The organism is Streptomyces sp. NPDC033177 (assembly GCF_055577715.1).
Map to the genome: position 1 here is coordinate 89,867 of NZ_JBVIPS010000012.1, position 23,674 is coordinate 113,540.

20 protein-coding genes are annotated in these 23,674 nt (G+C 70.9%); 13 read left to right on the forward strand and 7 right to left on the reverse strand.

Annotation, left to right across the window (positions count from 1 at the left end; all coding sequences use genetic code 11):
* Nucleotides 1–148: 148 nt before the first annotated feature.
* The 4 genes from ACZ5U5_RS35130 to ACZ5U5_RS35145 all read right to left on the reverse strand — a co-directional run bounded on the left by ACZ5U5_RS35130 (nucleotide 149) and on the right by ACZ5U5_RS35145 (nucleotide 2,015).
* Entirely contained in the window at nucleotides 149–421 is a 273-nt protein-coding gene (locus tag ACZ5U5_RS35130) for a hypothetical protein (protein WP_469030021.1), read from the reverse strand.
* A gap of 233 nt (nucleotides 422–654) precedes the next feature.
* On the reverse strand, nucleotides 655–882 hold the full coding sequence (locus tag ACZ5U5_RS35135; protein WP_055565193.1) for a DUF3107 domain-containing protein: 228 nt from the start codon (nucleotides 880–882) through the stop codon (nucleotides 655–657).
* A 131-nt stretch (nucleotides 883–1,013) separates the two neighbouring features.
* A complete protein-coding gene (locus ACZ5U5_RS35140; protein WP_249587903.1) occupies nucleotides 1,014–1,655 on the reverse strand; it encodes a TetR/AcrR family transcriptional regulator in 642 nt (213 codons plus the stop codon).
* 144 nt (nucleotides 1,656–1,799) lie between these two features.
* Entirely contained in the window at nucleotides 1,800–2,015 is a 216-nt protein-coding gene (locus ACZ5U5_RS35145; RefSeq protein ID WP_469030025.1) for a hypothetical protein, read from the reverse strand.
* 197 nt (nucleotides 2,016–2,212) lie between these two features.
* Between ACZ5U5_RS35145 and ACZ5U5_RS35150 the strand changes: the two genes are divergently transcribed.
* The 12 genes from ACZ5U5_RS35150 (at nucleotide 2,213) to moeZ (ending at nucleotide 16,637) form a co-directional block, all read left to right on the forward strand.
* Nucleotides 2,213–3,202, forward strand: a complete 990-nt coding sequence (locus ACZ5U5_RS35150) for an alpha/beta fold hydrolase (protein WP_469030027.1) — start codon at nucleotides 2,213–2,215, stop codon at nucleotides 3,200–3,202.
* Nucleotides 3,203–3,210: 8 nt separating this feature from the next.
* Nucleotides 3,211–4,686: a DUF3152 domain-containing protein gene (locus tag ACZ5U5_RS35155; RefSeq protein ID WP_469030029.1), complete on the forward strand. Its 1,476-nt coding sequence runs from the start codon at nucleotides 3,211–3,213 to the stop codon at nucleotides 4,684–4,686.
* Between the two features lie 78 nt (nucleotides 4,687–4,764).
* On the forward strand, nucleotides 4,765–4,857 hold the full coding sequence (locus tag ACZ5U5_RS35160) for an Ms4533A family Cys-rich leader peptide (protein WP_469030031.1): 93 nt from the start codon (nucleotides 4,765–4,767) through the stop codon (nucleotides 4,855–4,857).
* Between the two features lie 147 nt (nucleotides 4,858–5,004).
* Nucleotides 5,005–6,738 (forward strand): ABC transporter substrate-binding protein, encoded by a 1,734-nt coding sequence (locus ACZ5U5_RS35165; RefSeq protein ID WP_469030033.1) that lies wholly within the window; start codon nucleotides 5,005–5,007, stop codon nucleotides 6,736–6,738.
* 20 nt (nucleotides 6,739–6,758) lie between these two features.
* Nucleotides 6,759–7,751, forward strand: coding sequence for an ABC transporter permease (locus ACZ5U5_RS35170; RefSeq protein ID WP_469030035.1), 993 nt, complete (start codon nucleotides 6,759–6,761; stop codon nucleotides 7,749–7,751).
* A gap of 17 nt (nucleotides 7,752–7,768) precedes the next feature.
* Complete coding sequence (locus tag ACZ5U5_RS35175; RefSeq protein ID WP_469030612.1) at nucleotides 7,769–8,767, forward strand: ABC transporter permease; 999 nt, start codon at nucleotides 7,769–7,771, stop codon at nucleotides 8,765–8,767.
* Entirely contained in the window at nucleotides 8,764–10,392 is a 1,629-nt protein-coding gene (locus tag ACZ5U5_RS35180) for a dipeptide ABC transporter ATP-binding protein (RefSeq protein WP_469030038.1), read from the forward strand. Before ACZ5U5_RS35175 ends, ACZ5U5_RS35180 begins: the two co-directional genes overlap by 4 nt.
* A 201-nt stretch (nucleotides 10,393–10,593) precedes the next feature.
* A complete protein-coding gene (locus ACZ5U5_RS35185) occupies nucleotides 10,594–12,330 on the forward strand; it encodes a DUF3492 domain-containing protein (protein ID WP_469030040.1) in 1,737 nt (578 codons plus the stop codon).
* Entirely contained in the window at nucleotides 12,327–13,547 is a 1,221-nt protein-coding gene (locus tag ACZ5U5_RS35190) for a hypothetical protein (RefSeq protein WP_469030043.1), read from the forward strand. Before ACZ5U5_RS35185 ends, ACZ5U5_RS35190 begins: the two co-directional genes overlap by 4 nt.
* 157 nt (nucleotides 13,548–13,704) lie before the next feature.
* On the forward strand, nucleotides 13,705–14,658 hold the full coding sequence (locus ACZ5U5_RS35195) for an NAD-dependent epimerase/dehydratase family protein (protein WP_469030046.1): 954 nt from the start codon (nucleotides 13,705–13,707) through the stop codon (nucleotides 14,656–14,658).
* Nucleotides 14,646–15,395: a spherulation-specific family 4 protein gene (locus ACZ5U5_RS35200; protein WP_469030049.1), complete on the forward strand. Its 750-nt coding sequence runs from the start codon at nucleotides 14,646–14,648 to the stop codon at nucleotides 15,393–15,395. Before ACZ5U5_RS35195 ends, ACZ5U5_RS35200 begins: the two co-directional genes overlap by 13 nt.
* A 63-nt stretch (nucleotides 15,396–15,458) precedes the next feature.
* Nucleotides 15,459–16,637, forward strand: coding sequence for an adenylyltransferase/sulfurtransferase MoeZ (moeZ, locus tag ACZ5U5_RS35205; RefSeq protein ID WP_469030051.1), 1,179 nt, complete (start codon nucleotides 15,459–15,461; stop codon nucleotides 16,635–16,637).
* Nucleotides 16,638–16,773: 136 nt separating this feature from the next.
* Here the strand turns inward: moeZ and ACZ5U5_RS35210 are convergent, their stop codons facing one another.
* The 3 genes from ACZ5U5_RS35210 to ACZ5U5_RS35220 all read right to left on the reverse strand — a co-directional run bounded on the left by ACZ5U5_RS35210 (nucleotide 16,774) and on the right by ACZ5U5_RS35220 (nucleotide 22,983).
* Nucleotides 16,774–18,339 (reverse strand): alpha/beta hydrolase, encoded by a 1,566-nt coding sequence (locus tag ACZ5U5_RS35210; protein ID WP_469030054.1) that lies wholly within the window; start codon nucleotides 18,337–18,339, stop codon nucleotides 16,774–16,776.
* Nucleotides 18,340–18,421: 82 nt separating this feature from the next.
* Nucleotides 18,422–19,975 (reverse strand): alpha/beta hydrolase, encoded by a 1,554-nt coding sequence (locus tag ACZ5U5_RS35215; RefSeq protein WP_469030057.1) that lies wholly within the window; start codon nucleotides 19,973–19,975, stop codon nucleotides 18,422–18,424.
* Between the two features lie 110 nt (nucleotides 19,976–20,085).
* Nucleotides 20,086–22,983, reverse strand: coding sequence for a lysylphosphatidylglycerol synthase transmembrane domain-containing protein (locus ACZ5U5_RS35220; RefSeq protein WP_469030059.1), 2,898 nt, complete (start codon nucleotides 22,981–22,983; stop codon nucleotides 20,086–20,088).
* Between the two features lie 161 nt (nucleotides 22,984–23,144).
* Here ACZ5U5_RS35220 and ACZ5U5_RS35225 point away from each other — a divergent pair, with 161 nt between their 5' ends.
* Nucleotides 23,145–23,585, forward strand: a complete 441-nt coding sequence (locus tag ACZ5U5_RS35225) for an MGMT family protein (RefSeq protein ID WP_469030062.1) — start codon at nucleotides 23,145–23,147, stop codon at nucleotides 23,583–23,585.
* Nucleotides 23,586–23,674 lie beyond the last annotated feature (89 nt).

The following is a 23,674-nucleotide window of genomic DNA, read 5'->3' on the forward strand; positions in this document are numbered from 1 at the left end:
GGCAGTTCCCCGCGCCCCTCTGCGGGGCTGGTGCGCCGTTGTTGCCTGCGGGTGCGTGGGGGTTTCTCGCGCCGTTCCCCGCGCCCCTTACGGGGCCGCGCCGTTCCCGGCGCCCCTTGCGGGCCCCTAGCGGGCCCGTAGGGCCCGGCTACGCCGTCGCTGAGCGACGGCGTAGGTGGCCTCGGTTGGGGCGGAGCAGGAGTGAGAGCAGGGCCGCTGCTACGGCTACTGCGCCCGCGAGGGTGCCCAGGGCGTGGCCCGCGCCCAGGGCCATGTGTGTGACGAACGCGCCGATCACGGCGCCTGCCACGCCGGTCGAAAGGACCAGCTTGCGCGCGGGGAGCCGCGCGGCCAGTCGGTGGGCCGCCGCCCATGCCAGGGCGAAACCGAGCAGTGCGGAGCCGAGTGCTTCCAGAATCACAGGGTCTTCCCTCCCTCGCGGCCAGGTGCAAAACGGTCGTAGCCGGTCTTACCCCTGGCGGCCGGAATGCAATCCTCCATAGCCTTCCCCCGCGGATCGCGTCGACGCATCGCGACCGGCGCGGCAGCCCATACGCGCACCACGCGTATCCCGCGTACCAACACACGAGAACGGCCCGGTGGTTGTGACCACCGGGCCGTTCTCGTCGTTCGTCCTGCGTGCAGCGCCTTGGACTACAGGGCGCTGAAGCCCACCTTGCGTGCGGTCGGCTCGCCGAGCTCGACGTACGCGAGGCGGTCGGCCGGAACCAGGACCTTGCGGCCGTGGTCGTCCACGAGGCTCAGCAGCGGCGACTTGCCGGTCAGCGCCTCGGACACCGCGTGCTCGACTTCCTCGGCACTCTGGCCGCTCTCCAGCACGATCTCGCGGGGCGCGTACTGCACGCCGATCTTGACCTCCACGGCTTTGTCCCTCCGACGGTCAGTGATGTGCGCGGCCTGCCGCGCCGTACTCAGCACACATTAGCCCGGTGAGGCGACCTGCATGCTTGTGCCGCTGCACGCCAGTAGCGAACAGAGATCGGGAACAGAAGTCAGTGGCCTTCCAGGCCGTGCAGCGGGAAGCCTGCGATACCGCGCCAGGCCAGCGAGGTGAGAAGCTCCACCGCCTTGTCGCGCGGGACCGTGCTGCCGCTGGCGAGCCAGTACCTGGCGACCACCTGGGAGTAGCCGCCCAGGCCCACCGCGAGCAGCATCGCCTCGTCACGGGGCAGGCCCGTGTCCTCCGCGATGACCTCGCAGATCGCTTCCGCGCACTGGAGGGTGACCCGGTCCACGCGCTCGCGGACCGCCGCCTCGTTAGTCAGGTCGGACTCGAAGACGAGACGGAAGGCACCGCCCTCGTCCTCCACGTACGCGAAGTACGCGTCCATCGTGGCCGCCACCCGCAGCTTGTTGTCCGAGGTCGACGCGAGTGCCGTACGGACGGACTGCAGCAGTGATTCGCAGTGCTGGTCGAGCAGGGCGAGGTAGAGGTCGAGCTTGCCGGGGAAGTGCTGGTAGAGCACCGGCTTGCTGACTCCGGCCCGCTCGGCGATGTCGTCCATCGCCGCCGCGTGATACCCCTGCGCGACGAAGACCTCCTGTGCCGCGCCCAGCAACTGATTGCGTCGGGCACGACGCGGCAGGCGTGTGCCCCGTGGGCGTGCCGCCTCTGTCTGCTCGATGGCTGTCACGCCGCCTCCCATGATCGTGAATGTGCGGTGTGCGCCGCGCGGCCATCGTACTTTTCGGTAACCACGATGTGCGCGGTACGAGCGGAGAATTTCACGGACCGGACGACCGAGAAAGCCGTGCGTAGCAGGGCAAACACGGGCAGCTCAGCGATAGTCGTCTTCGTCGATGCTGACGACGCGGGCCTGTTCGGCCAGGTCGGCCTCATTGGCCTCGTCCGTGTCCACACCCTGCAAGGAGTCGTCCCCGCGCGGTGCGAGGTCGGTCTGCTGCTCCGCGGCGTCCGCCTCGGGAGCTTCGGTGCTGGTGTCGGGGGTTACCTCGGCCTCGAAGGTTTCGGGGTCGGTCGGGTCGACGGTCATCGTGGCTCTCTTCCGTAGAGGACTGGAGGACTAGTGGTGCGAGTGCCCTGTCCGTCCTCTCCTATGAGCGTTTGCGCCCTCTTCTATGAGCGTAGGAGACCGCCGAACCGGGCGCTACGCGATCTCCGGGTGGGATCGGCCGGATCTGTGACGGCGAACACATGAACCACCGTGTGATCGTCTCGTAACATTGCTGCATGTCTTCGACCGAGCTGCCGAACGTGATCGCCGCCACCGTCGCCCCCAAACCGGGTGTCGTGGCGGTCGCGGCGGGCGAGCGGCTCGACTCGGTCACCCTCCCCGGGCTCACGCTTTCGGTGCGTTCCAGGCCGTCGGTCCGCGACGGGCTGCCCGCCGCGCTGTACGTGCACGGGCTCGGCGGTTCCTCGCAGAACTGGTCGGCCCTGATGCCGCTCCTGGAGGACGTCGTCGACTGCGCGGCCCTCGATCTGCCGGGCTTCGGTGACTCGCCGCCGCCGGACGACAGTGACTATTCGGTCACCGGGCATGCGCGCGCGGTCATCCGCTATCTGGACTCGCGCGAGCACGGGCCCGTGCACCTGATCGCGAACTCGTTGGGCGGCGCGGTGACCACCCGTGTCGCCGCCGTCCGCCCCGACCTGGTTCGTACGCTGACGCTGATCTCGCCGGCGCTTCCCGAGCTCCGGGTGCAGCGCACGGCGGTGCCGACCGGGCTCCTGGCGTTGCCCGGCGTCGCGTCCCTGTTCACCAGGCTCACCAAGGACTGGACGGCCGAGCAGCGGGTCAGCGGTGTCATGGGGCTCTGTTACGGCGACCCGGGCCGGGTCTCTCCGGAGGGGTACAGCGCGGCGGTGCGGGAGATGGAGCGCAGGCTCGCCCTTCCGTACATGTGGGACGCGATGGCCCGCTCGGCGCGCGGCATCGTGAACGCGTACACGCTGGGCGGGCAGCACGGCCTGTGGCGGCAGGCGGAGCGGGTGCTCGCGCCTACGCTGCTGGTGTACGGCGGCAAGGACCTGCTCGTGTCGTACCGTATGGCCCGCAAGGCCGCCGCCGCGTTCCGTGACTCACGGCTCCTCACTCTGCCGGACGCAGGGCATGTGGCGATGATGGAGTATCCGGATACGGTGGCCACGGCGATCCGCGAACTCCTCGCGGACGCGGGCGAGTTGCATGCATCCGGTCAATCGGGCGCGGAGAGCTGAGGCGGCGAGTGGGACGTCATAGCCGCCGGGGTTCAACCGACCTCGCAGACAACACGGGCACCACGGGCAGTACGAGCAACGCGAGTACCGACGACATACCGCTAGCGCAGGGCGCGCGCCCGCCGGGCCCCGGCACGGGGCGCCGCAGGCGCGCCCCGGGGGACGCCGGTACGCCCGCGCACGGCTTCCCGCAGGCCACGCCGCCGCACGGCTTCCCGCAGGCCACGCCGTCACACGGCACGCCCCAGGCCACCCCGCCGCACGGCATGCCGCACGTCCGTGGCGGGCACCCCGAGCAGCGTGAGCCGGGTGAGGCGTGGGGAGCCGGGCCGCGGATGGGCGCCGCCTACGGGACGCCGCCGGGAGCGCGGACCGCGCCGCCTCGCATGCCGGGGCCGCGTCGCGAGTATGTGGACGCGTTCGGCGACGAGTTCGTCGACGAGGACCTCTTCGGGGGCAGCGCGACCGGTGCCACGCGCGCGCCGACCGGGCCCCCGCCCGCGCGGACACCCCAGCCCCGCGACCCGTACGCCTCCGTCACCGACTGGGACCGCTCGGTCGACGAGGACGAGGAAGCACGGGGAGAGCTCTGGGCCGGCGGAGCCGACGGGACCGGTGGCACGGACGGAGCCGACGGCCCCGGCGCCTTCGCGGACGACGACGCCCGGGACGGCAAGGCAGGCAAGGGCCGCACCTTCACCGGGATCGCCGCCGCCGCTGTCACGACCGTGCTCGCGGTCGTGGTGGCGGGGCAAGTGGCCGATGGGGCAAAGGATTCTGCTCCCGAGACCGCCACGCGGGCAGCGAAGGGCCAGGACAGCCGTGCCGCGGGCGAGGACGCCTCCCGCTCGGACGACCGGCCCACGCCCCCCGAGTCCGCCCCGGCGACGTACGAGACGAAGATGGCGAAGAAGTACCCGCTCGACGCCAAGCTCACGGCGTCCGGCGACTTCGACGCGATGGCCGGGTTCGAGAAGGCGCCGGGCAAGGGGCAGTTGTTCCGCTACCGCGTGGACGTCGAGAAGGGGATGGGCCTGGACGGCGAGCTGTTCGCGTCGGCCGTGCAGAAGACCCTGAACGACGAGCGGAGCTGGGCGCACGGCGGAGGCCGGACCTTCGAGCGGATCTCCTCGGGGAAGCCCGACTTCGTCATCACTCTCGCGAGCCCGGGGACGACCGGGAAGTGGTGTGCGAAATCCGGTCTCGACACCCTTGAGCAGAACGTCTCCTGTGACTCCGCGGCCACCGACCGCGTCATGATCAACGCCTACCGGTGGGCGCAGGGCGCCAAGACCTACGGCGACCGCATCCACCCGTACCGGCAGATGCTCATCAACCACGAGGTCGGCCACCGGCTGGGCTTCAATCACACGGACTGCACGAAGGACGGCGACCTCGCGCCCGTCATGCAGCAGCAGACGAAGTTCCTCGACCACGACGGAATCAAGTGCAAGGCCAACCCCTGGGCGTTTCCCAAGAGTTGAGACAGAAGTGACCGTCATGCGGTCATTTCTGGATTCGAAGCTTTGACATCTGTCGCAAGTTCGTTCATATTTCTCCGCATGTCGCCTCGTCACGCCTCCTCGCGCGCAGCCCTTGCGCTGGCGCTCTTCGGCGTGACCGCGCTCTGCGTGTCCGACATTCACTGTTGCTGACGCCCGCCCCTGGCGCGTGCGTCGCTTTCGCATGACCTTTCGTGGTCCTGGCCTTCTTCGGCGACCCCGGGGCGAGCTCTGCTCATTTCCTGCTGATTGCTGCCCCACGCCCGTGTGCCGTGCAGCGCTCCCGAGAGGTCCCTTCCCATGCGTCAACCGTCCGTCATAGCCCGCCGCGTGGCAGCGGCATCCGTCAGCCTCGTCCTGGCAGCGGGCGCCGCCGCCTGCGCCGGTCCCGAGGGCAGCGGCGCCGGGAGCGGCGGCGCCGAAGGCAAGCCCGCGAAGGGCGGCACGCTCACCGTCCTCAACAGCGACCCGCAGGTCGACTTCGACCCGGCGCGGCTCTACACCTCCGGCGGCGGCAACGTCCCCTCGCTCGTCTTCCGCACCCTGACCACCCGCAACCGCGAGGACGGCGCCAAGGGCTCGGAGGTCGTGCCGGACCTCGCCACGGACCTCGGCAAGTCGAGCAAGAACGCCACGGTGTGGACGTACACCCTGAAGAAGGGGCTCAAGTACGAGGACGGTTCGCCGATCACCTCCGCCGACGTCAAGTACGGCATCGAGCGCTCCTTCGCCGGTGAACTCTCGGGCGGGGCGCCCTACTTGAGGGACTGGCTGATCGGCGGCGACAAGTACGCCGGGCCCTACAAGGACAAGGGCGGGCTCGACTCCATCGAGACCCCGGACGAGCGGACGATCGTGTTCCGGCTCAACAAGCCCGAGGGCGAGTTCCCCTATCTGGCCACGCAGACGCAGTTCACGCCCGTGCCCAAGAGCAAGGACAAGGGCACGAAGTACGAGGAGCACCCGGTCTCCTCGGGCCCGTACAAGGTCGTCGAGAACGAGAACGACGGCGAGCGCCTGACCCTGGAGCGCAACCCGCACTGGTCGGCGAAGACCGACTCCGAGCGCAAGGCCTACCCCGACAAGATCGACGTGCGGTCCGGCCTCAACTCCTCCGTCATCAACCAGCGCCTCTCGGCGGGCCAGGGCGCGGACGCCGCCGCCGTGACCACCGACACGAACCTCGGTCCCGCCGAACTCGCCAAGGTCACCGGCGACAAGGCACTCGCGTCACGCGTCGGCACCGGACATTTCGGATACACGAACTATCTCGCCTTCAACCCGAAGGTGAAGCCCTTCGACGACCCGAAGGTGCGCCAGGCGATCTCGTACGCCGTCGACCGGTCGTCCGTGGTCAACGCGGCCGGCGGCTCGTCGCTCGCCGAGCCCGCGACCACGTACCTGCCGAACCAGAAATCCTTCGGATACACGAAGTACGACCACTTCCCGGCGGGCGCGAACGGCAATCCGAAGAAGGCCAAGGAACTCCTGAAGGAGGCCGGCCACAAGGACGGGCTCACCATCACGCTGACCCACTCCAACGCCAAGGACTTCGAGACGAGCCCGGAGATCGCCACCGCGATCCAGGACGCCCTCAAGAAGGCCGGGGTCACCGTCAAGCTGCAGGGCCTGGAAGACAACGACTACTCGGACAAGATCCACAGCGCCCAGGACGAGCCGGGCCTCTTCCTCGCCCACTGGGGCGCCGACTGGCCCTCCGGCGGCCCCTTCCTCGCCCCGATCTTCGACGGTCGGCAGATCGTGAAGGACGGCGCCAACTTCAACACCGGCTTCCTGAACGACAAGTCGGTCAACGACGAGATCGACGCGATCAACAAGCTCACCGATCTGGACGCGGCCGCGAAGCGCTGGGGCGCCCTCGACAAGAAGATCGGCGAGCAGGCCCTGACCGTGCCGCTCTTCCACCCCGTCTACAAGCGGCTCTACGGCAAGGACGTCAAGAACATCGTGATCAGCGACTGGACGGGCGTCCTCGACGTCTCCCAGGTCGCGGTCAAGGCCGCGGACAAGTAAGGGTTACCGGTCACATCACCATGAGCGAGGCCCTGTTGGCCTCGGGAGCGGGGACGGGCGCCACGGCGCCCGCCCCGACTTCCGGTGCCCGTCAGTTCTGGCGGCGGCTGCGTGCGCAGCGTGCCGCCCTCGTCGCGGCGTCCGTCGTCGCGCTGCTCGTCCTGGTCGCGCTCACCGCGCCACTGCTCACCGCTGTCGAGGGCCAGGACCCCAGTACGTACCACCCCGACCTCATCGATTCCGGCCGCGGCGGCGTGCCGATCGGCTCGTTCGGCGGCATCAGCGCCGACCACTGGCTCGGCGTCGAACCGCAGACCGGCCGTGATCTTTTCGCTCGTCTCGTGTACGGCGCGCGCGTCTCCCTCGGCGTCGCGCTCGCCGCGACCGTCGTGCAGGTGCTGCTCGGCGTCGCCGTCGGCATCGCCGCCGGGCTCGGCAACCGCCTGGTCGACCAGGTGCTCAGCCGCGCCACCGACGTCATCGTCGCGATGCCCCTTATGGTCCTCGCGCTCGCCCTCATGGCGATCGTGCCCAGCGGATTCCCGCGCCCCGTCCTGGTCGCCCTGGTCATCGGGCTCGTCGCCTGGGGCAGCACGGCCAAGATCGTGCGCGCGCAGACCATCACCCTGAAGGAACTCGATCACGTGGCCGCCGCCCGGCTCAGCGGCTGGAGCACCTGGCGCATCGCGCGCCGCGAACTCCTGCCGGGGCTCGCCGCACCCGTCATCACCTATGCGGCGCTGCTCGTCCCGATGAACATCACGGTGGAGGCGGCGCTCTCCTTCCTCGGCGTCGGCGTCAAACCGCCGACCGCGTCCTGGGGGCAGATGCTCACCTCGGCCGACATCTGGTACCAAGCGGCGCCGCAGTACCTACTGCTGCCCGCCGGAGCACTGTTCGTGACGGTGCTCGCGCTGACCGTCCTCGGGGACGGTGTGCGGACCGCGCTCGATCCACGGGCCGCGTCGCGGCTGCGGATCGGCACCGGGCAGAAGCGGGAGGGCAAGGCATGACCGGCCCCCTGCGAGGCATGAGCGGCTTCTTGGGCTTCTTCTTGAGGCGCTCGGTGGGCGCACTCGTCACGCTGCTCGCCATCTCCGTGATCATCTACGCGGTCTTCTACGTCGCTCCCGGTGACGTCGCCCAGATCACCTGCGGGCCGCGCTGCTCACCGGCGCAAGTGGCGCAGGTGGCCGAGCAGTTGAGGCTCGATGATCCGGTGTACGTCCGCTACTGGGATTTCCTGCTGGGCATCTTCACCGGCCAGGACTACTCGACGGGTACGGGCGTGGAGCACTGCGACGCCCCCTGCCTCGGGCTCTCCTACCAGAGCGACCAGCAGGTCACCCAGCTGATCCTGGCGAAGCTGCCGGTCACCGGGTCGCTCGCGCTCGGCGCCATGGTGATGTGGCTGATCCTCGGCGTCGGCACCGGCGTCCTGTCCGCCTGGCGGCGCGGGCGCGTCACCGAGCGCGTCCTGACCGCCGTCACGCTCGCGGGCACGGCCACGCCCGTCTTCGTCATCGGCCTGCTGCTGATGATCGTGGTCTGCGGGCAGTTGAACTGGCTGCCCTTCCCGCAGTACGTACCGTTCACCGACGACCCCCAGCAGTGGGCGTGGAACCTGCTGCTTCCCTGGCTGTCGCTCGCGCTGATCGAGGCCGCCAAGTACGCGCGCCTCACCCGCGCCTCGATGCTGGAGACCCTCGCCGACGACCACGTGCGGACCTTCCGCGCGTACGGCGTCGGGGAGCGCTCGATCATCGGCAGACATGCCCTGCGGGGTGCGTACGCGCCGGTCATCGCGCTGAGTGCCAACGACTTCGGGTCGATGTTCGGCGGCGCGGTACTCAGCGAGACCCTCTTCGGGCTGCCCGGCATGGGGCGCGAACTCGTGCACGCCGTCAAGGTCGTCGATCTGCCGGTCGTGGTCGGCATGGTCCTGGTGACCGGCTTCTTCGTGGTGCTCGCCAACGCCGTCGCGGACGTGCTGTACGCGGTGGCCGACCGAAGGGTGGTCCTGTCATGAGCCCGGCCCAGAGCCTCGTCCAAGTGACGGACCTGGTGGTCGACTTCGGGGAGACCCGTGCCGTCGACCGGCTCTCCTTCACTTTGGAGAAGGGGGCCGCCCTCGGCCTCGTCGGCGAGTCGGGCTCCGGCAAGAGCACGGTGGCGTCCGCGCTGCTCGGGCTGCACCGGGGCACGGGAGCGACCGTCGGCGGCGCGGTGCGGGTCGGCGGCATCGACGTACAGGAGGCGTCCGGTGCGGAGCTGCGGCGGCTGCGGGGCGGGACGGCGGCCATGGTCTTCCAGGACCCGCTGTCGTCCCTCGACCCGTACTACGCGGTGGGCGATCAGATCGCCGAGGTGTACCGCGTGCACACCGGAGCATCTCGCCGGGCGGCACGCGCGCGTGCCGTCGAGGTACTCGACCGGGTGGGCATCCCGGACGCCGTGCGAAGGGCGCGCTCCCGGCCGCACGAGTTCAGCGGCGGCATGCGGCAGCGCGCGCTCATCGCCATGGCCCTTGCCTGTGAGCCGGAGCTGTTGATCGCCGACGAGCCGACGACCGCCCTTGACGTCACCGTGCAGGCCCAGATCCTCGACCTGCTGCACGTGCTGCGGGCCGAGACAGGGATGGGGCTGCTCCTGGTCACCCACGACGTGGGCGTCGCCGCGGAGAGCGTCGACGACGTCCTGGTCATGCGGTATGGGCGGGCCGTCGAGCGGGGTCCCGTGCGGGAGGTCCTGGGGGCGCCCGCGGACGCGTACACGAAGGAGCTGCTCGGGGCGGTGCCCCGGGTGGACTCGCCGCGGCCGGCGCCCATGGCCCGCCCGCAGGGTGACGTCGTCCTCGAAGCGGTGGACCTGCGCAAGGAGTTCGGCCGCGGCAAGCGCGCCTTCGCCGCGGTGGACGGGGTCTCGCTCACGGTCCGCCGGGGCGAGACGCTCGGGGTCGTGGGGGAGAGCGGCAGCGGCAAGACGACCCTCGGCCGGATGCTGGTGGGGCTGCTTGAGCCCTCGGCGGGGGATGTCCGCCACGGGGACGCGCGGGAGCCGGGCGGGAAGGCGGCGCGCGGTGGCACACGCGGCGGCGTGCAGATGGTGTTCCAGGACCCGGTCTCCTCGCTCAATCCGCGCCGCTCCATCGGTGAGTCCATCGCTGATCCGTTGCGTGCGCGGGGCGAGCGCGACACGGTCGTGCGCGCTCGCGTGAGCGACCTCATGGAGCGCGTCGGGCTCGATCCGGCGTACTACGGGCGCTACCCGCACGAGTTCAGCGGCGGCCAGCGTCAGCGCGTCGGGATCGCGCGGGCCCTCGCAGCCGAGCCGCGGGTCATCGTGTGCGACGAGCCGGTCTCGGCGCTCGACGTGACGACGCAGGCGCACGTGACCGCGCTGCTCGCCGAACTGCAGCGGGAACACGGGCTCGCGCTCGTCTTCATCGCCCATGACCTCGCGGTGGTACGCCAGGTCAGCGACCGGGTCGCGGTGATGCGGCAGGGGCGGATCGTCGAACAGGGCTCGGTCGACGAGGTGTACGGGACGCCCCGACAGGCGTACACCAAACAGCTGTTGGCGGCCGTACCAGCGCTCGACCCGGAGGCCGCGGCACAACGCCGCGCGGCCCGCAGGGAGCTGGCCGCAGCTTAACCCTCCGTAGCGAAAGAGCGCTCTCCCGGCTTCATAGCGCGACAGAACGCTACCGGGGCGAGAAAGTTACTGCCGTTCACCCCTTCTGGTGGCGCGATGGACAACCGTCCGTCGCGCCACCGGCATGTCCGCATACGTTCTTCCCGCTGCGAGCCGCCGGTTCAACGACGGCTCCCCACATGGGAGATCGGGGGTGTACGCGTGCGCATCGGATTGCTTACGGAGGGTGGTTATCCGTATGTGAGCGGTGAGGCAAGGCTCTGGTGTGACCGGCTCGTGCGCGGGCTCGGGCAGCACGAATTCGACATCTACGCCCTCAGCCGCAGTGAGCAGCAGGAGGCGCAGGGCTGGATCGAGCTGCCGCCCCAGGTGAACCGCGTGCGGACGGCGCCCCTGTGGACCGCCGACCGGACCGACGACGGAGCGTCCTTCGGGGCCGGGTACGGACGCCGGGCGCGGCGGCGCTTCGCGGAGTGCTTCGGCGAACTGGCCGCAGCGGTGTGCGACTCCGGAACAGGGGCCGCCGGTAGCGCCTCCGGCGACTCCGAAGCGTTGGCGGACCGTTTCGGCAGTGCGCTCTACGGCCTCGCCGAACTCGCCGGCGACCAAGGCGGACTCGTCGGCGCACTGCGCTCCGAAACCGCCGTGCGCGCCCTGGAGGGCGCGTGCCGCGCGCCCGGCGCACTCCGCGCGGCGCGCACCGCTCGCGTACCCGACCTGCTCGTCGTGGCGGGCCTCCTGGAGCGCGCGCTGCGACCGCTCTCCCTCGACTGGTACGGGGCCGATGGCCTCGGCGCGGTCGACCTGTGCCACGCCACGTCCGGCGGCCCGGCGGCGCTCCCCGGTCTCCTCGCCCAGCACTTCTCCGGAGTACCCCTCCTCGTCACCGAATACGGCGTGCAACTGCGGGCGCACTACCTCGCGACCGGCGACGAGGTCCTCAGCGCGCCGGCGCGGGCGCTGCTCACCTCCTTCCACGGCAAGCTCGCCGCCGAGGTGTATCGCAGGGCCACGGTCATCACCCCCGGCAACACGCACGCCCGCCGCTGGCAGGAGCGGTGCGGGGCCGAGCGGTCGAAGCTGCGCACGGTCTACCCGGGCATGGAGGCGTCCCGCTTCGCGGAGGTCGGCGAGCGGGAAGACCCGGGCGACCCCGACACCCTCCTCTGGGTCGGGCGCATCGAACCCGCCAAGGACCTGATCTCCCTGCTGCACGCTTTCGCGGAGATCCGCAAGGAGGAGCCCAAGGCCCGGCTGCGGATCGTCGGGGCGCCCGCGGAAGGCCCCGACGCGGCCGCCTACCTGGCCCACTGCAAGGCGCTCGCGGCGCAGCTCTTCCCCGACGAGGCGGACGGCGCGCACGCCGTCGGCGACAACCCGGTGTCCTTCGAGGAGATCGGCGCACCCGAGGTGCCCGAGCTCGCCGACGCGTACGCCGCGGGGAGCGTCGTCGTCCTTTCGAGCGTCGTCGAGGGCTTCCCGATCAGCCTGGTCGAGGCCATGTTCTGCGGGCGCGCCACGGTCTCCACGGATGTCGGCGCGGTCGTCGAGGTCATCGGCGGCACCGGACTCGTGGTCCCGCCGCGCAACCCGCGGGCGCTCGCGGAGGCGTGCGTGGCGCTGCTGCGCGACGCCGGACGGCGCGACCGGCTCGGGGCGGCGGCGCGTGCGCGGGCGCTCGAACTGTTCACCGTGGAGCAGAACACCGAAGCCTTCCGCGGCATCTACCTGGAGATCGTCTCGCACTGCCCGGTGCGCAGGGAGGCGCTCGACGACGCCGGCGAGCCGGTGCCCTTCGGCAATCCGGCGGAGGCGTACATGCCGGGCCGGTGGGCGGCGGCCTCCGGTGGCGGGGACGCGGGCACCGGCGCCGGCGGCGCCCCCCGCTGGGCCCAAGAGGCGGACGGACCTGAGCGGTTGAAGGAGGCGGGCGTATGAGCAAGGAACAGCAGATCGACGCGCCACGGGCTCCGGGGAGCCCCGGCGGGTGGGACGTGCGGTCGGAGGAACTGGTGGCCGACGCCGCCCTGGTGCGCGAGCCCGCGGCCTGGCGGGGCGCTGCGGGCGGTGCCGGGACGGACGCCAGGCCCGCGCGGCGCGGTGGCGTCGACCCGGTCAAGGCGCTGATGCACCGGCACCGGGAGCTGTGCGAGCGCGCCGTCGACCCGCTGGAGATCGCCGCGGGGCTCGAAGCGCACGGTGTGACCGACCGGACCGCCGCGCGCTTCAGGCACCGGGACGTGTTCGCGCTCGCCGAGGAGATGTACGCGCGCGTGCCGCGCGACGAGGAGGAACACGGCACCCCCCGGCCGGCCCCCGCACGCCGAGCCCCCGAAGTGCCTGCCGGGTGGGCGCTGTTCGCGCTGCTGCCGGGTGTGGCCTGCGGGCTCACCGCCGTCGGGATCGAGCTGAGCGAGGGGCGTGCGCGGTACGCGGTGGGGCTCGGTGGAGCACTCGCCGTGGCCGCCGCGCTCCGGGTGGCCCTTCGGTACGGGCCGCTGCGTTCCGCGCACCATGTCGTGCCCGCCACGCGCGCGTGGACGTGTTTCCTCGTCGCGTACGCCCTCTTCGGCGACGGGCTCACACGGGCTGCCGTATCGGGCGGGCCCGACGGCCCCTGGGCGCCGTCGATCGCCGCGGCCCTGGGTCTCACGCTCGCCGTGGCCCCCGCCATGTGGTGCGTGCGGCTCTTCGCCGTGGGGGCACGGCGACGGCTCGCGCTCAGCCGCGGGCTCGCCGATTTCACCGCCTCCGTACGGCCGTTGCTGCTTGGCGCCGTCGCGCTGTACCTGTGCGCCCTGGGGGCGCTGCTCGTGGGGGCCGCCGCCGTCCATGACGTACCGGCCTCCGCGGGCGCCGGTGCGCTGGGCGCGCTGCTGCTCCTCGGCCGGCTGCTCTCCTCGTACGGGTTCACGCGGGCTCCCCTGCTGATGCTGGGGGCGGCCGGCGCGGTGGAGGCGGTCTCGCTCGCCTCCGTGTTCGCGGGGCGCCTGCCCGGATGTGCATGGCTCGCGGCTCCGGTGGAGGGCGCGGTCCGGGCCGGGGGGCCCGGCATCGTCCCCCTCGTCGCGTGCGGCGCCGCCGCGTGCGTGCTGTTGCTGCACTGCCTGCGCGTGCTCAGCCGGGCCTCCGCGCACGGCGACGGAGCGCCCTGAGGATGCGCACCGCCAGTTCCACCTGGCCCCATTCGACAACTCACTCTCCCGCGGGGCCGACACCGCGGGCCTTACCCCGTGCATTACGGCAACCCCCTGAAGGAGAACGCCAGATGAGGACCCCCAGCATCCGAGAATCCGATCCGGGAGCCGCCCGATGAGGGTGCTGCTGATCGGAGCCAACGGATACCTCGGCCGGTTCGTCGCCGACCGGCTGCTCGCCGACCCGGCGGTGCAGCTCACCGCGCTCGGCCGCGGCGACGACTCGGACGTACGGTTCGACCTCGCGAGCGGCAGCCCCGGCGCGCTCACCCGCTTCCTGGACGCCGTGCACCCGGGCGTCGTGATCAACTGCGCGGGCGCCACCCGCGGCGGCGCCCGCGAGCTGACCCGGCACAACACCGTCGCCGTCGCCACGATCTGCGAGGCCCTGCGCCGCAGCGGGTGCGGGGCGCGGCTCGTGCAGCTGGGCTGCGGTGCCGAGTACGGGCCGAGCCAGCCGGGGTCCTCCACCGCCGAGGACGCCGTGCCCAGGCCCGGCGGGCCGTACGGCGTCAGCAAACTCGCGGCCACCGAACTGGTCCTCGGGTCCGGTCTCGACGCGGTCGTCCTGCGGGTGTTCTCGCCCGCCGGGCCCGGTACTCCGGCCGGATCACCGCTCGGGCGGCTCGCCGAGGCCATGCGGCGGGCCATGCAGGCCGGTGACGGCGAGCTCAAGCTCGGGGGGCTCGGCGTCCAGCGGGACTTCATCGACGTACGCGACGTGGCGCGCGCCGTGCACGCCGCCTCGCTCTCCGCCGCCCAGGGCATCGTGAACATCGGCGCCGGCCGCGCCGTACGACTGCGTGACGCGGCGGCCGTCCTGGCGCGCGTCGCCGGGTACGGCGGAGCCCTGCACGAGCTCGACCAAGGGACCCTGCGGCAATCCATCGGGCACCCCCGCGCCGAATCCGACCACGGGAGCCCGGCCGCCTACCCCTATCCCGACGGGTGCGGCAGCTGGCAGCAGGCCGATGTGCGCACCGCGCGCGACCGGCTCGGCTGGCGCCCCCGCATCAACCTCGAAGAGTCTCTCGCCGACATCTGGATGGAGGCGGCATGCCGCATCTGACAAGGACCGGCACAGGCACCGCGCACACCGACATACGTCTCGGCTTCGGCATCCCCGGGTTCGCGCACCCTCTCGTCGCGCCCACCGAATGGTCCGAACTCACCCGCCCTGGTGCCCCTTTGCACTGGGTCGTCCTGAATGTGAGCAGGGGCCCGGGGGACCGGCCCGACCCGCACTGCCTGGAGGCTGCCGGGCGGCTGCGGAACGCGGGCGTACGTGTTCTCGGTCACCTCGACGTGACGTACGGTGCCCGCGGCTTCGGGGAGCTCATCTCCGACGCGCACCGCTACCTCGACTGGTACCAGGTCGACGGCTTCTCCCTGGACCGCTGTCCCACGGAGCGGGCAGCGCTCCCGGAGGTGCGCAGGACGGTCACGACGCTGCGCGCGCTCTGTGACGACGCGCACATCGTCCTCGGGCACGGCACCCACCCGTATCCCGGATACGCCGAATCCGCCGACCAGTTGGTGACGTTCTCCGGCTCCTGGAGCGATTACCGCTGGTCACAGGTGGCCGAGTGGACCGCCGACTATCCGCCCGAGCGCTTCTGCCACTTCGTGCACGGCATGCCCCGCGGCCATCTCGACGAGGCGCTGCGCATCGCACGCTGGCAGGGCGCCTCGACGATCTACTTCACCGACAAGGTGGACGGCGGGGGAGGGGACGAGCCCTGGGAGTCGATGCCCGGGTACTGGGACGAAATCGTCTCGCGCATCGGAACGGGTGTCTCGGAATGAAGAGGGGCGTGGCAGTGTTACGGATAGAACAACCGTTTCCACATACCGACCAACGGAGTCTCCGTGTCGCTGCCACCCCTGGTCGAGCCAGCATCTGAGCTCACCGTCGACGAGGTCCGCAGGTACTCCCGCCACCTGATCATCCCCGACGTCGGGATGGACGGGCAGAAGCGGCTGAAGAACGCCAAGGTGCTCTGTGTCGGCGCCGGCGGCCTCGGGTCACCGGCGCTGATGTACCTCGCCGCGGCGGGCGTCGGCACGCTCGGCATCGTGGAGTTCGACGAGGTCGACGAGTCGAACCTGCAGCGCCAGATCATCCACAGCCAGGCCGACATCGGCCGCTCGAAGGCGGCGTCGGCGAAGGACTCCGTCCTCGGCATCAACCCGTACGTGAACGTGATCCTCCACGAAGAGCGGCTCGAGGCCGAGAACGTGATGGACATCTTCAGCCAGTACGACCTGATCGTCGACGGCACGGACAACTTCGCCACGCGTTACCTGGTCAACGACGCCTGCGTGCTGCTCAACAAGCCGTACGTATGGGGTTCGATCTACCGTTTCGACGGCCAGGCGTCCGTCTTCTGGAGCGAGCACGGCCCGTGCTACCGCTGCCTCTACCCGGAGCCCCCGCCCCCCGGCATGGTCCCGTCCTGCGCCGAGGGCGGCGTGCTCGGCGTGCTCTGCGCGTCGATCGGCTCCATCCAGGTCACCGAGGCGATCAAGGTCCTGGCCGGCGTGGGCGACCCGCTGGTCGGCCGCCTGATGATCTACGACGCCCTGGAGATGCAGTACCGCCAGGTCAAGGTCCGCAAGGACCCCGACTGCGCGGTCTGCGGCCCGAACGCCACCGTCACGGAGCTCATCGACTACGAGGCCTTCTGCGGCATCGTGTCGGACGAGGCCCAGGAGGCGGCGCTCGGCGCGACGATCACTCCCAAGCAGCTCAAGGAGTGGATCGACGCGGACGAGAAGATCGAGATCATCGACGTACGCGAGCAGAACGAGTACGAGATCGTCTCGATCCCTGGCGCCAAGCTGATCCCCAAGAACGAGTTCCTCATGGGCACCGCCCTGGAGAGCCTTCCGCAGGACAAGAAGATCGTCTTGCACTGCAAGACGGGTGTCCGGTCCGCGGAGGTCCTCGCCGTGCTGAAGTCCGCGGGCTTCAGTGACGCGGTGCACGTGGGCGGCGGCGTGATCGGCTGGGTCAACCAGATCGAGCCCGAGAAGCCGGTCTACTAGGCGTAGCGCCTGAGCAGACGAGATGGGGCCCGCACCTTTTGGTGCGGGCCCCATCTCGTCTGCGGCCCGTCCGGGGGCCGGCCTCAGAGCATCGCCTTGACGGCTCGTCCTCAAACGCCGGACGGGCTGGGGTTCCTTACGTCTCGCAGACCTTGCCGTCCTTCGGGGGCTTTCCGTTCAGGAGGTAGGCGTTGACCGTGCTGTCCACGCAGTCGCTGCCCATGCCGTACGCCCCGTGGCCCTCGCCCTTCCAGGTCAGCATGGTGCCGACCCCCTTGCCGAGCTCGTCGGCCATCTTCCGCGCACCTTCGTAGGGCGTAGCCGGGTCTCCGGTGTTGCCGACGACCAGGATCGGCTCCGCGCCGGGGGCGCTCACGTCGGGGGAGTCGTGCAGCCCGGCCACCGGCCATTTGTGGCACCAGCCGGCCGTGTCCCAGCCCATGAACTCGCCGAAGACGGGCGATATCCCGCGAAAGTCGGCCAGCTGCGCCTTCGCCTGCGCGGGCGTCGTCCGCGCCTTGGCGTCGCGGCAGGCGATCGAGCGCTGCGAGTGGCTCTGCGTGCTGTAACGCCCGGAGTCGTCCCGTTCGTTGTAGGCGTCGGCCAGCTGAAGCAGGGCCGAGCCGTCGCCCTTCTCGGCCGCTTCGAGGCCGCGGGTCAGGGCGGGCCAGCTCTGCTGGCTGTAGAGGGTGACCGTGATGCCGGTGAGGGCCAGGGACTGGGTCAGCTTGCGGTCGCCGGATCCGGGCAGCGGCTCGGCGTCGAGGCGCTTGAGGAGGCGCACTATCTTCTGCGAGCCGTCCTCGGGGTCCTGGCCCGAGGACTTCAGGTAGTTCTCCAGGGCGCGCTGGAATCCCCGCGCCTGGTTCCTGGCGTGGCCCACGGAGTCCGCGGTCGGGTCGACGACGGCGTCCAGGGTGAGGCGCCCCGCCTTCTCGGGGAACAAGTGGGCGTACGTACCGCCCAGTTCGGTGCCGTACGAGATGCCCATGTAGTGCAGCTTCTCGTCGCCGAGCACCTGGCGCATCACGTCCATGTCCTTGGCCGCCTCGACCGTCGAGACATGGCCGAGGAGCTTGTCCGCGTCGTCGGCGCAGCCCGCGCCGAAGTCGGCCGCGTCCTTGAAGTACGCCGCTTCCTCGGCCGGGGTGTCCGGGGTGAGGTCGACGGCCTCCGCGGCCTCGGTCTCCTTGTCGCTGCGGCAGCGGATGCCCTCGCTGCCCGCGACCCCGCGCGGGTCGAAGCTCACCAGGTCGTAGCGTTCGCGGAGCTTGTCGTACATGTCCGCGAACGACGGCAGCATGGAGACACCGGAGCCGCCGGGTCCGCCGAAGTTGAACAGGAGCGAGCCGATGCGCTTGCCCTCGCCGGTGGTCCTGGCGCGGATCAATGCGACGTCGATCGTCTCGCCGTCCGGCTTCGCGTAGTCCAGGGGGACCTTGAGGGTCGCGCACTGCCACTCGGCACCGGGGGCGGGGTCGCCGCCTCTCGCCTTGCAGCCGGCCCAGTCGAGCTTCTGGGTGGTGAGCGAGGCGGGCAGGGTGGAGGAGGGGTCGGGCTTCGGCGACTGCTCGGGTCCGGTCGGGGCGGGCTTGGCGTCGTCCTTGCCCCCGTCCCCGTCGGAGCCACCGCAGCCGACGGCGAGCCCCGCCACCAGAACCCCTGCGGCGGCCATGGCTGCTGACCGTACGAAACGCGGCATGGAGCGCTTCCCCCCTCGTCAAGACAGTCAATCCATAGTAGGCGGGGCCGCTGACAGTTCCCCGGGCGGGTTGATCACCCCGTCACGAGCAGACCGTGCCCTCCTTCGGCACCCTGCCGTCCAGCAGATAGCCGTTCACCGCGTCGCGCACACACTTGTTCTTGCTGTCGTACGCCCCGTGCCCCTCGCCCTTGTACGTCAGCTCGACGCCGACGTCCTTGCCCAGCGCGTCCGCCATCTTCTTCGCGCCCTCGTACGGAGTGGCCGGGTCGCCCGTGTTGCCGATGACGACGATGGGCGGCGCGGCCTGCGCGCTGACGTCCGGGTGCTCGGCGGCACCGTCCACCGCCCAGTCGGTGCAGCCGACCATGCCCCACGCCAGATAGTCGCCGAACAGCGGCGACGCCGCACGGAACCCGGGGAGCTTCTGCTCGACGTACTCCGGGGTGTAGCGCTCCTTGTCGTCCGCGCAGTTGATGGCGATGTTGGCGGCCTGGATGTTGCTGTACGTACCGTCCTGGTTGCGGCCGTTCATGGCGTCGGAGAGCGTCATGAGGATCTTCCCGTCGCCGTCGTACGCCTCGTCGAGGCCCTCGGTGAGATACGGCCAGAAGTCCTTGGAGTACAGCGCCTGCGCGATGCCGTTCGTGGCGGCGGTCTGGGTCAGTTCGCGCGGCGCGATGGCGGGCAGCGGCTTGGCGTCCAGGTCCTTGAGAAGCTTGGCGATCTTGTCCTTGACGTCCTGCTCGGTGTCGCCGACGGGGCAGTCCGCGACCTTCGACGTGCAGTCCTTGGCGTAGTTGTCGAGCGCGAGCTGGAAGCCCTCGGCCTGGCCGAGCGAGCCCTGTTCGGCGGTCTCGGTGGGGTCGACGACCGCGTCGAAGACGGCACGGCCCACCTTCTTGGGGAACAAGTGTGCGTAGACGCCCCCGAGTTCGGTGCCGTACGAGATGCCGAAGTAGTGGAGTTTGTCGTCGCCGAGCACTTGGCGCATCAGGTCCATGTCGCGGGCCGCGTCGGTGGTGCGTACGTGCGGGAGCACCTCGCCGGAGTTCTTCTCGCAGGCTCCGTTGAAGCCCTTCACGTTCTCGACGAGCTTCTTCTGCTCGGCGTCGTCGTCGGGCGTGGAGTCCTGCTGGAAGTACGTGTCGAGCTGTTCGTCGTCCTCGCACCGCACGCCCGCGCTGCGGCCGACGCCGCGCGGGTCGAAGCTGACCAGGTCGTAGCGGGTGCGCAGCTTGGCGTAGTCATCGCCGAAGGCCGGCAACGTGGTGATGCCCGAGCCGCCGGGGCCACCGAAGTTGAAGACGAGCGAGCCGATCCGCCGGTCCTTGTCGCCGCTCGCCGCGGCGCGGATCAGGGCGATGTCGAGGGTGTCCCCTTTGGGCTTGTCCCAGTCGAGGGGGGCCTTCATGGTGGCGCACTGCCATGTGGCGCCGCCTGGCAGCGGGGACGGGGCCTCGCCGCCGCCCTCGGACGCGGCGGGCGCGGGGCAGTCCTTCCAGCTGAGCTCCTGGGCCGACAGGTTCTCGTCCTCGGAGTCCTCTGAGTCCTTGGAGTCGCCTGTGCCACAGGCCGCGAGGGTCGCGGACAGCAGGACGACAGTGGCGGCGGCACGCGCCTTGAGGTTGGGCATGCTCCCCATCCTGCGGGGGGCGCGAACGGGGCGCACGGCTGGCTCGGCCTTCCGTGAACAGGCCTCCTTCTCATGAAGAAGGCGCGTCTTCTTAAAGAAGACCCCGCGTTCTAAAGAAGGCCCTTCCTTGTCAGGTGGTTGAAGAACAGCCACCCGGGAAGCACCGGCAGCCACAGGGTGAGGAGGCGGAACAGGAGCACGGCGGGGGCCGCGACATCCTTGGGCACGCCCACCGCGATCAGACCGAAGGTGAGCGTCGCCTCGACCGCTCCGACACCGCCGGGCGTGGGTGCCGCGGAGCCGAGCGCGTTTCCGGCGAGGAAGACCACGGCGACGCTGGCCAGGGTCAGCGGCTTCATCTCCGTGGTGCTGAAGGCGCGTACCGAAGCGTCGAGGCAGAGCACGAACATCAGCGTCAGGAGCAGCATGCCGCCGATGCCGGTGAGCAGCTTCTGCGGGCGCTGCAGCACGTCGAGCATGCGCGGCACGACGCCCGCGAACAGCGAGCGCACGCGCGTGACGACGAACTTCCGCAGGAACGGGATCGCGGTCACCACGAGCACGAGCACCGCGACCGACAGGAGACCGGCGATGACGGTCCGGGACGGCGACAGGGAGGGCGTCTTCTCCGTACCGGTCACATAACCGAAGATCATCAGCAGCATGATGTGCGAGCCGAGCCCGAAGAGCTGCGAGGCGCCGACGCTCGCCACCGCGAGGCCGGAGCGCACCCCGGAGCGCTGCAGGAAGCGCGTGTTGAGCGCGACACCGCCCACCGCGGCGGGCGCCACGATCTTCACGAACGACCCGGCGACCTGCGCCTGCACGGCCCGCAGGAACGGCACACGCTCCGGCACGAAGCCGAGCAGGCTCATCGCCGCCGCGAAGTAGCTCAGCGCCGAGCAGGCCACGGCCACGGCGACCCAGCCCCACTCGGCCTCGCCGATGATCGTGTTGAAGTCGACGTGGGTGAGCTGCGAGAGCAGGAAGTACGCGCCGATGGCCCCGGCGATGAAGCTGATGAGCGTGCGCGGCCTGATCCGCTCCAGCTGGGCGGGCTCGACGGGCGCCTGCGGCCGGATGAGCAGCACCTGGTGGCGGATCTGCGTGAGCAGATCCTCCTCGCGGGCCTGGTCGAGCGCGACGTCTATGGCCTGCTTCTCGGCCTGCTTCTCCGCGCGCACGGTCTTGCGGTCGGGGCCCTTGGCGCCGCCCTCGGCGGTCTCCAGGGCTTCCGCGGCCGCGTCGGCGCTGGCCTCCGCAGCGCGGGCCAGCTTGTCCTGGCGGGAGGCCTCGAGGACCGCCTCGCGCTCGCGCTGGGACCTCTCCCTGGCCAGCTTGCGCAGGGTGCCGCGGGTCGAGCGGGTCAGCGCGATGGGCTGGAGCAGCGGCAGACAGTCGGCGACGGAGTCGGGGCCGAGCACCTCGACCGCGGTCGCGACCGCGCGTTCGGCGCCCACGCGCAGCCCGAAAGCGGTCAGGAGCTGGGCGATGTCCATCCGCAGGACGAGGTCGCCCGCGGCGATCTCACCGCCCCTGAGGTCGGTCAGGATCACCGTGCCGGAACGATCCACCAGAATCGCGTCGCCGGCCAGCCTGCGGTGCGCGATGCGCCGCGACTGGAGCGCCTGCACCTGCCGCCAGGTGTCGCACAGCAGTTCATCGGTGATGGCGTCGTCCGGCAGGGAGTCCAGGGTGTGGCCGCCCGTGTGCTCGTAGACGAGGATCACCGCGTCGGGGCCGAGCTCGGAGGTGGCGATCAGCTTGGGCGCGTTGGCCCCGGCCGCGATCGCCGCGTACGCGAGGAGGGCCTCCTGCTCCAGGGCCTGGCGCAGCGACTGGAGGCTGCGGCGCTGGGTGATGCCGCGCAGCGTGAGTCTGCGCCATGCGCGGTAGAAGAAGCCCTGGGCCTGCTGTTCGCGGTCGATGACCGTGACGTCCAGGGGCGGGCCGTCCTCGAGGATGACGAAATAGCGGCGGCCCCGGTCGCCGTGCTCGCTGTCCGGGGAGTCCTCGCGGGCCGCGCTCACCGGGTGGAAGCCGACGTGCCGCAGGCCGGCGAGCAGGGTCTGGCCGGTGGGCCGCACGTTCGGTGAGCCGACCGCGTACAGCGTGCCGTAGGCCACGCTCCAGCCGAGGAGGACGGTCAGGAGGATCGAGAACGGCGTCGTGTAGCCGGTGACCAGCATGGTGAACGCGTCGAGCAGCAGCACCACCCACAGGACCACGCGCCAGCGCGGTCTGCGGGACATCCCCACGGCTGTCATGTACGCGATGACCGGGGCCAGATAGCCGTGCACGGGATCGGTGAGCGCGTGCAGATCACCGGGGGACGGCCGGGTCAGCGCCTCCTGGATGGAGCCAGGTGCGGCCTTGGCGACCCAGAGGTCGGTGGCAAGCGTCACGCCGTGCGCGAGGACGGCCGCGAGGACGCCGTCGGCGATGCGCAGACCGTCCCGTTTGACCAGCCGCTCGATGGCGAACGCGACCGGCACGAGCAGGACGCCGATGCTCGCGGTGAGGCCCGCGAACTTGATCAGGAGGTCGGGTGCCTGTTCCGTGCCCTTGTCGATGTCCTGGGCGAGACCCGATGTCGTGCCGTGCGCGAAGGCGGCGATGGCGAGGACGACGGCGATCCCGAGGATGCCGACGAGCAGCCGCATCAGGTCGGAGGGGCGGTGCACGCGCGCGGCGAGCAGCGGTTCGTCACCGGCCACGCGGTCGGTGTGGGCTTCCTCGTCGTGGGCGCAGTCATCGGGCACGACGAAGGCGTCGTGGATGTCCTGCTCGGCTCCGGACAGGCCGGCTCCGGATGGCCCGGCCTCGGACGGCCCAGCTCCGGACGGCCCGGCCCTGTCCTCGTCGGATCCGCCCGACTTCTCGAACTTCTCGTGCTTCTTCAGGGAGTGCCCACCGGTGTCCGGGTGCGCCTCGGCCGCAGGGGTGCCCGCCGTCTCATCGGGGTGCACGTCCTGCTGCTCCGTCGCCTCTTCTTGATCTCGTATCACCAGTCACCGCCCGCACGATGGTGGCATGTCCCACCGACAGAGGGGGGCATCAGGGTGCAATGCGGGGGCGCAAAGTGTTCACCGAGCTCCAGTTTGTCTCGTACCGCACACTCTGTCGCGGGCCGCTCACTGTGTCGGTGGGGTACGGCAGGATGGACCGGATGAGCGAGGAGAGCGGACCGGAGCAAGGGCTTCCGGAGTACCCGGAGTATGCGGAGCGGGTCCTCGAGGTCGCGGAGCTGATCCCTCCGGGGCGGGTGATGACCTACGGGGACGTCGCCGAGTGGCTGGAGGAGGGCGGTCCCCGGCAGGTCGGCCGGGTGATGGCGCTCTACGGAGGGGCGGTTCCGTGGTGGCGCGTGGTGCGCTCGGACGGCGTGCTCCTGCCCGGCCACGAACTGCGGGCGATCGGCCACTACCGCGCGGAGGGCACGCCGCTGCGTGAGGCGAGCCGCGCGGCCCAGGGCCACGTGCCGCGCCTCGACATGCGGCGGGCGCGCTGGGACGGCGCCGGTCCGCACAGCGGCGGCAAGGCGGCGGGCGACGACGCGGCGGGAAGCGGCGAGGCCGCTCACCCGCGGGCTCCGGAGGCTCACACCTGACAGCTTCGGCCATCCCGCGGTGTCGCGGGGGGCCGGTGGCCCGTACGGGGGAAGCCCCGCGTCCCGCACGCCCGCTGGCGTAGCGTCGA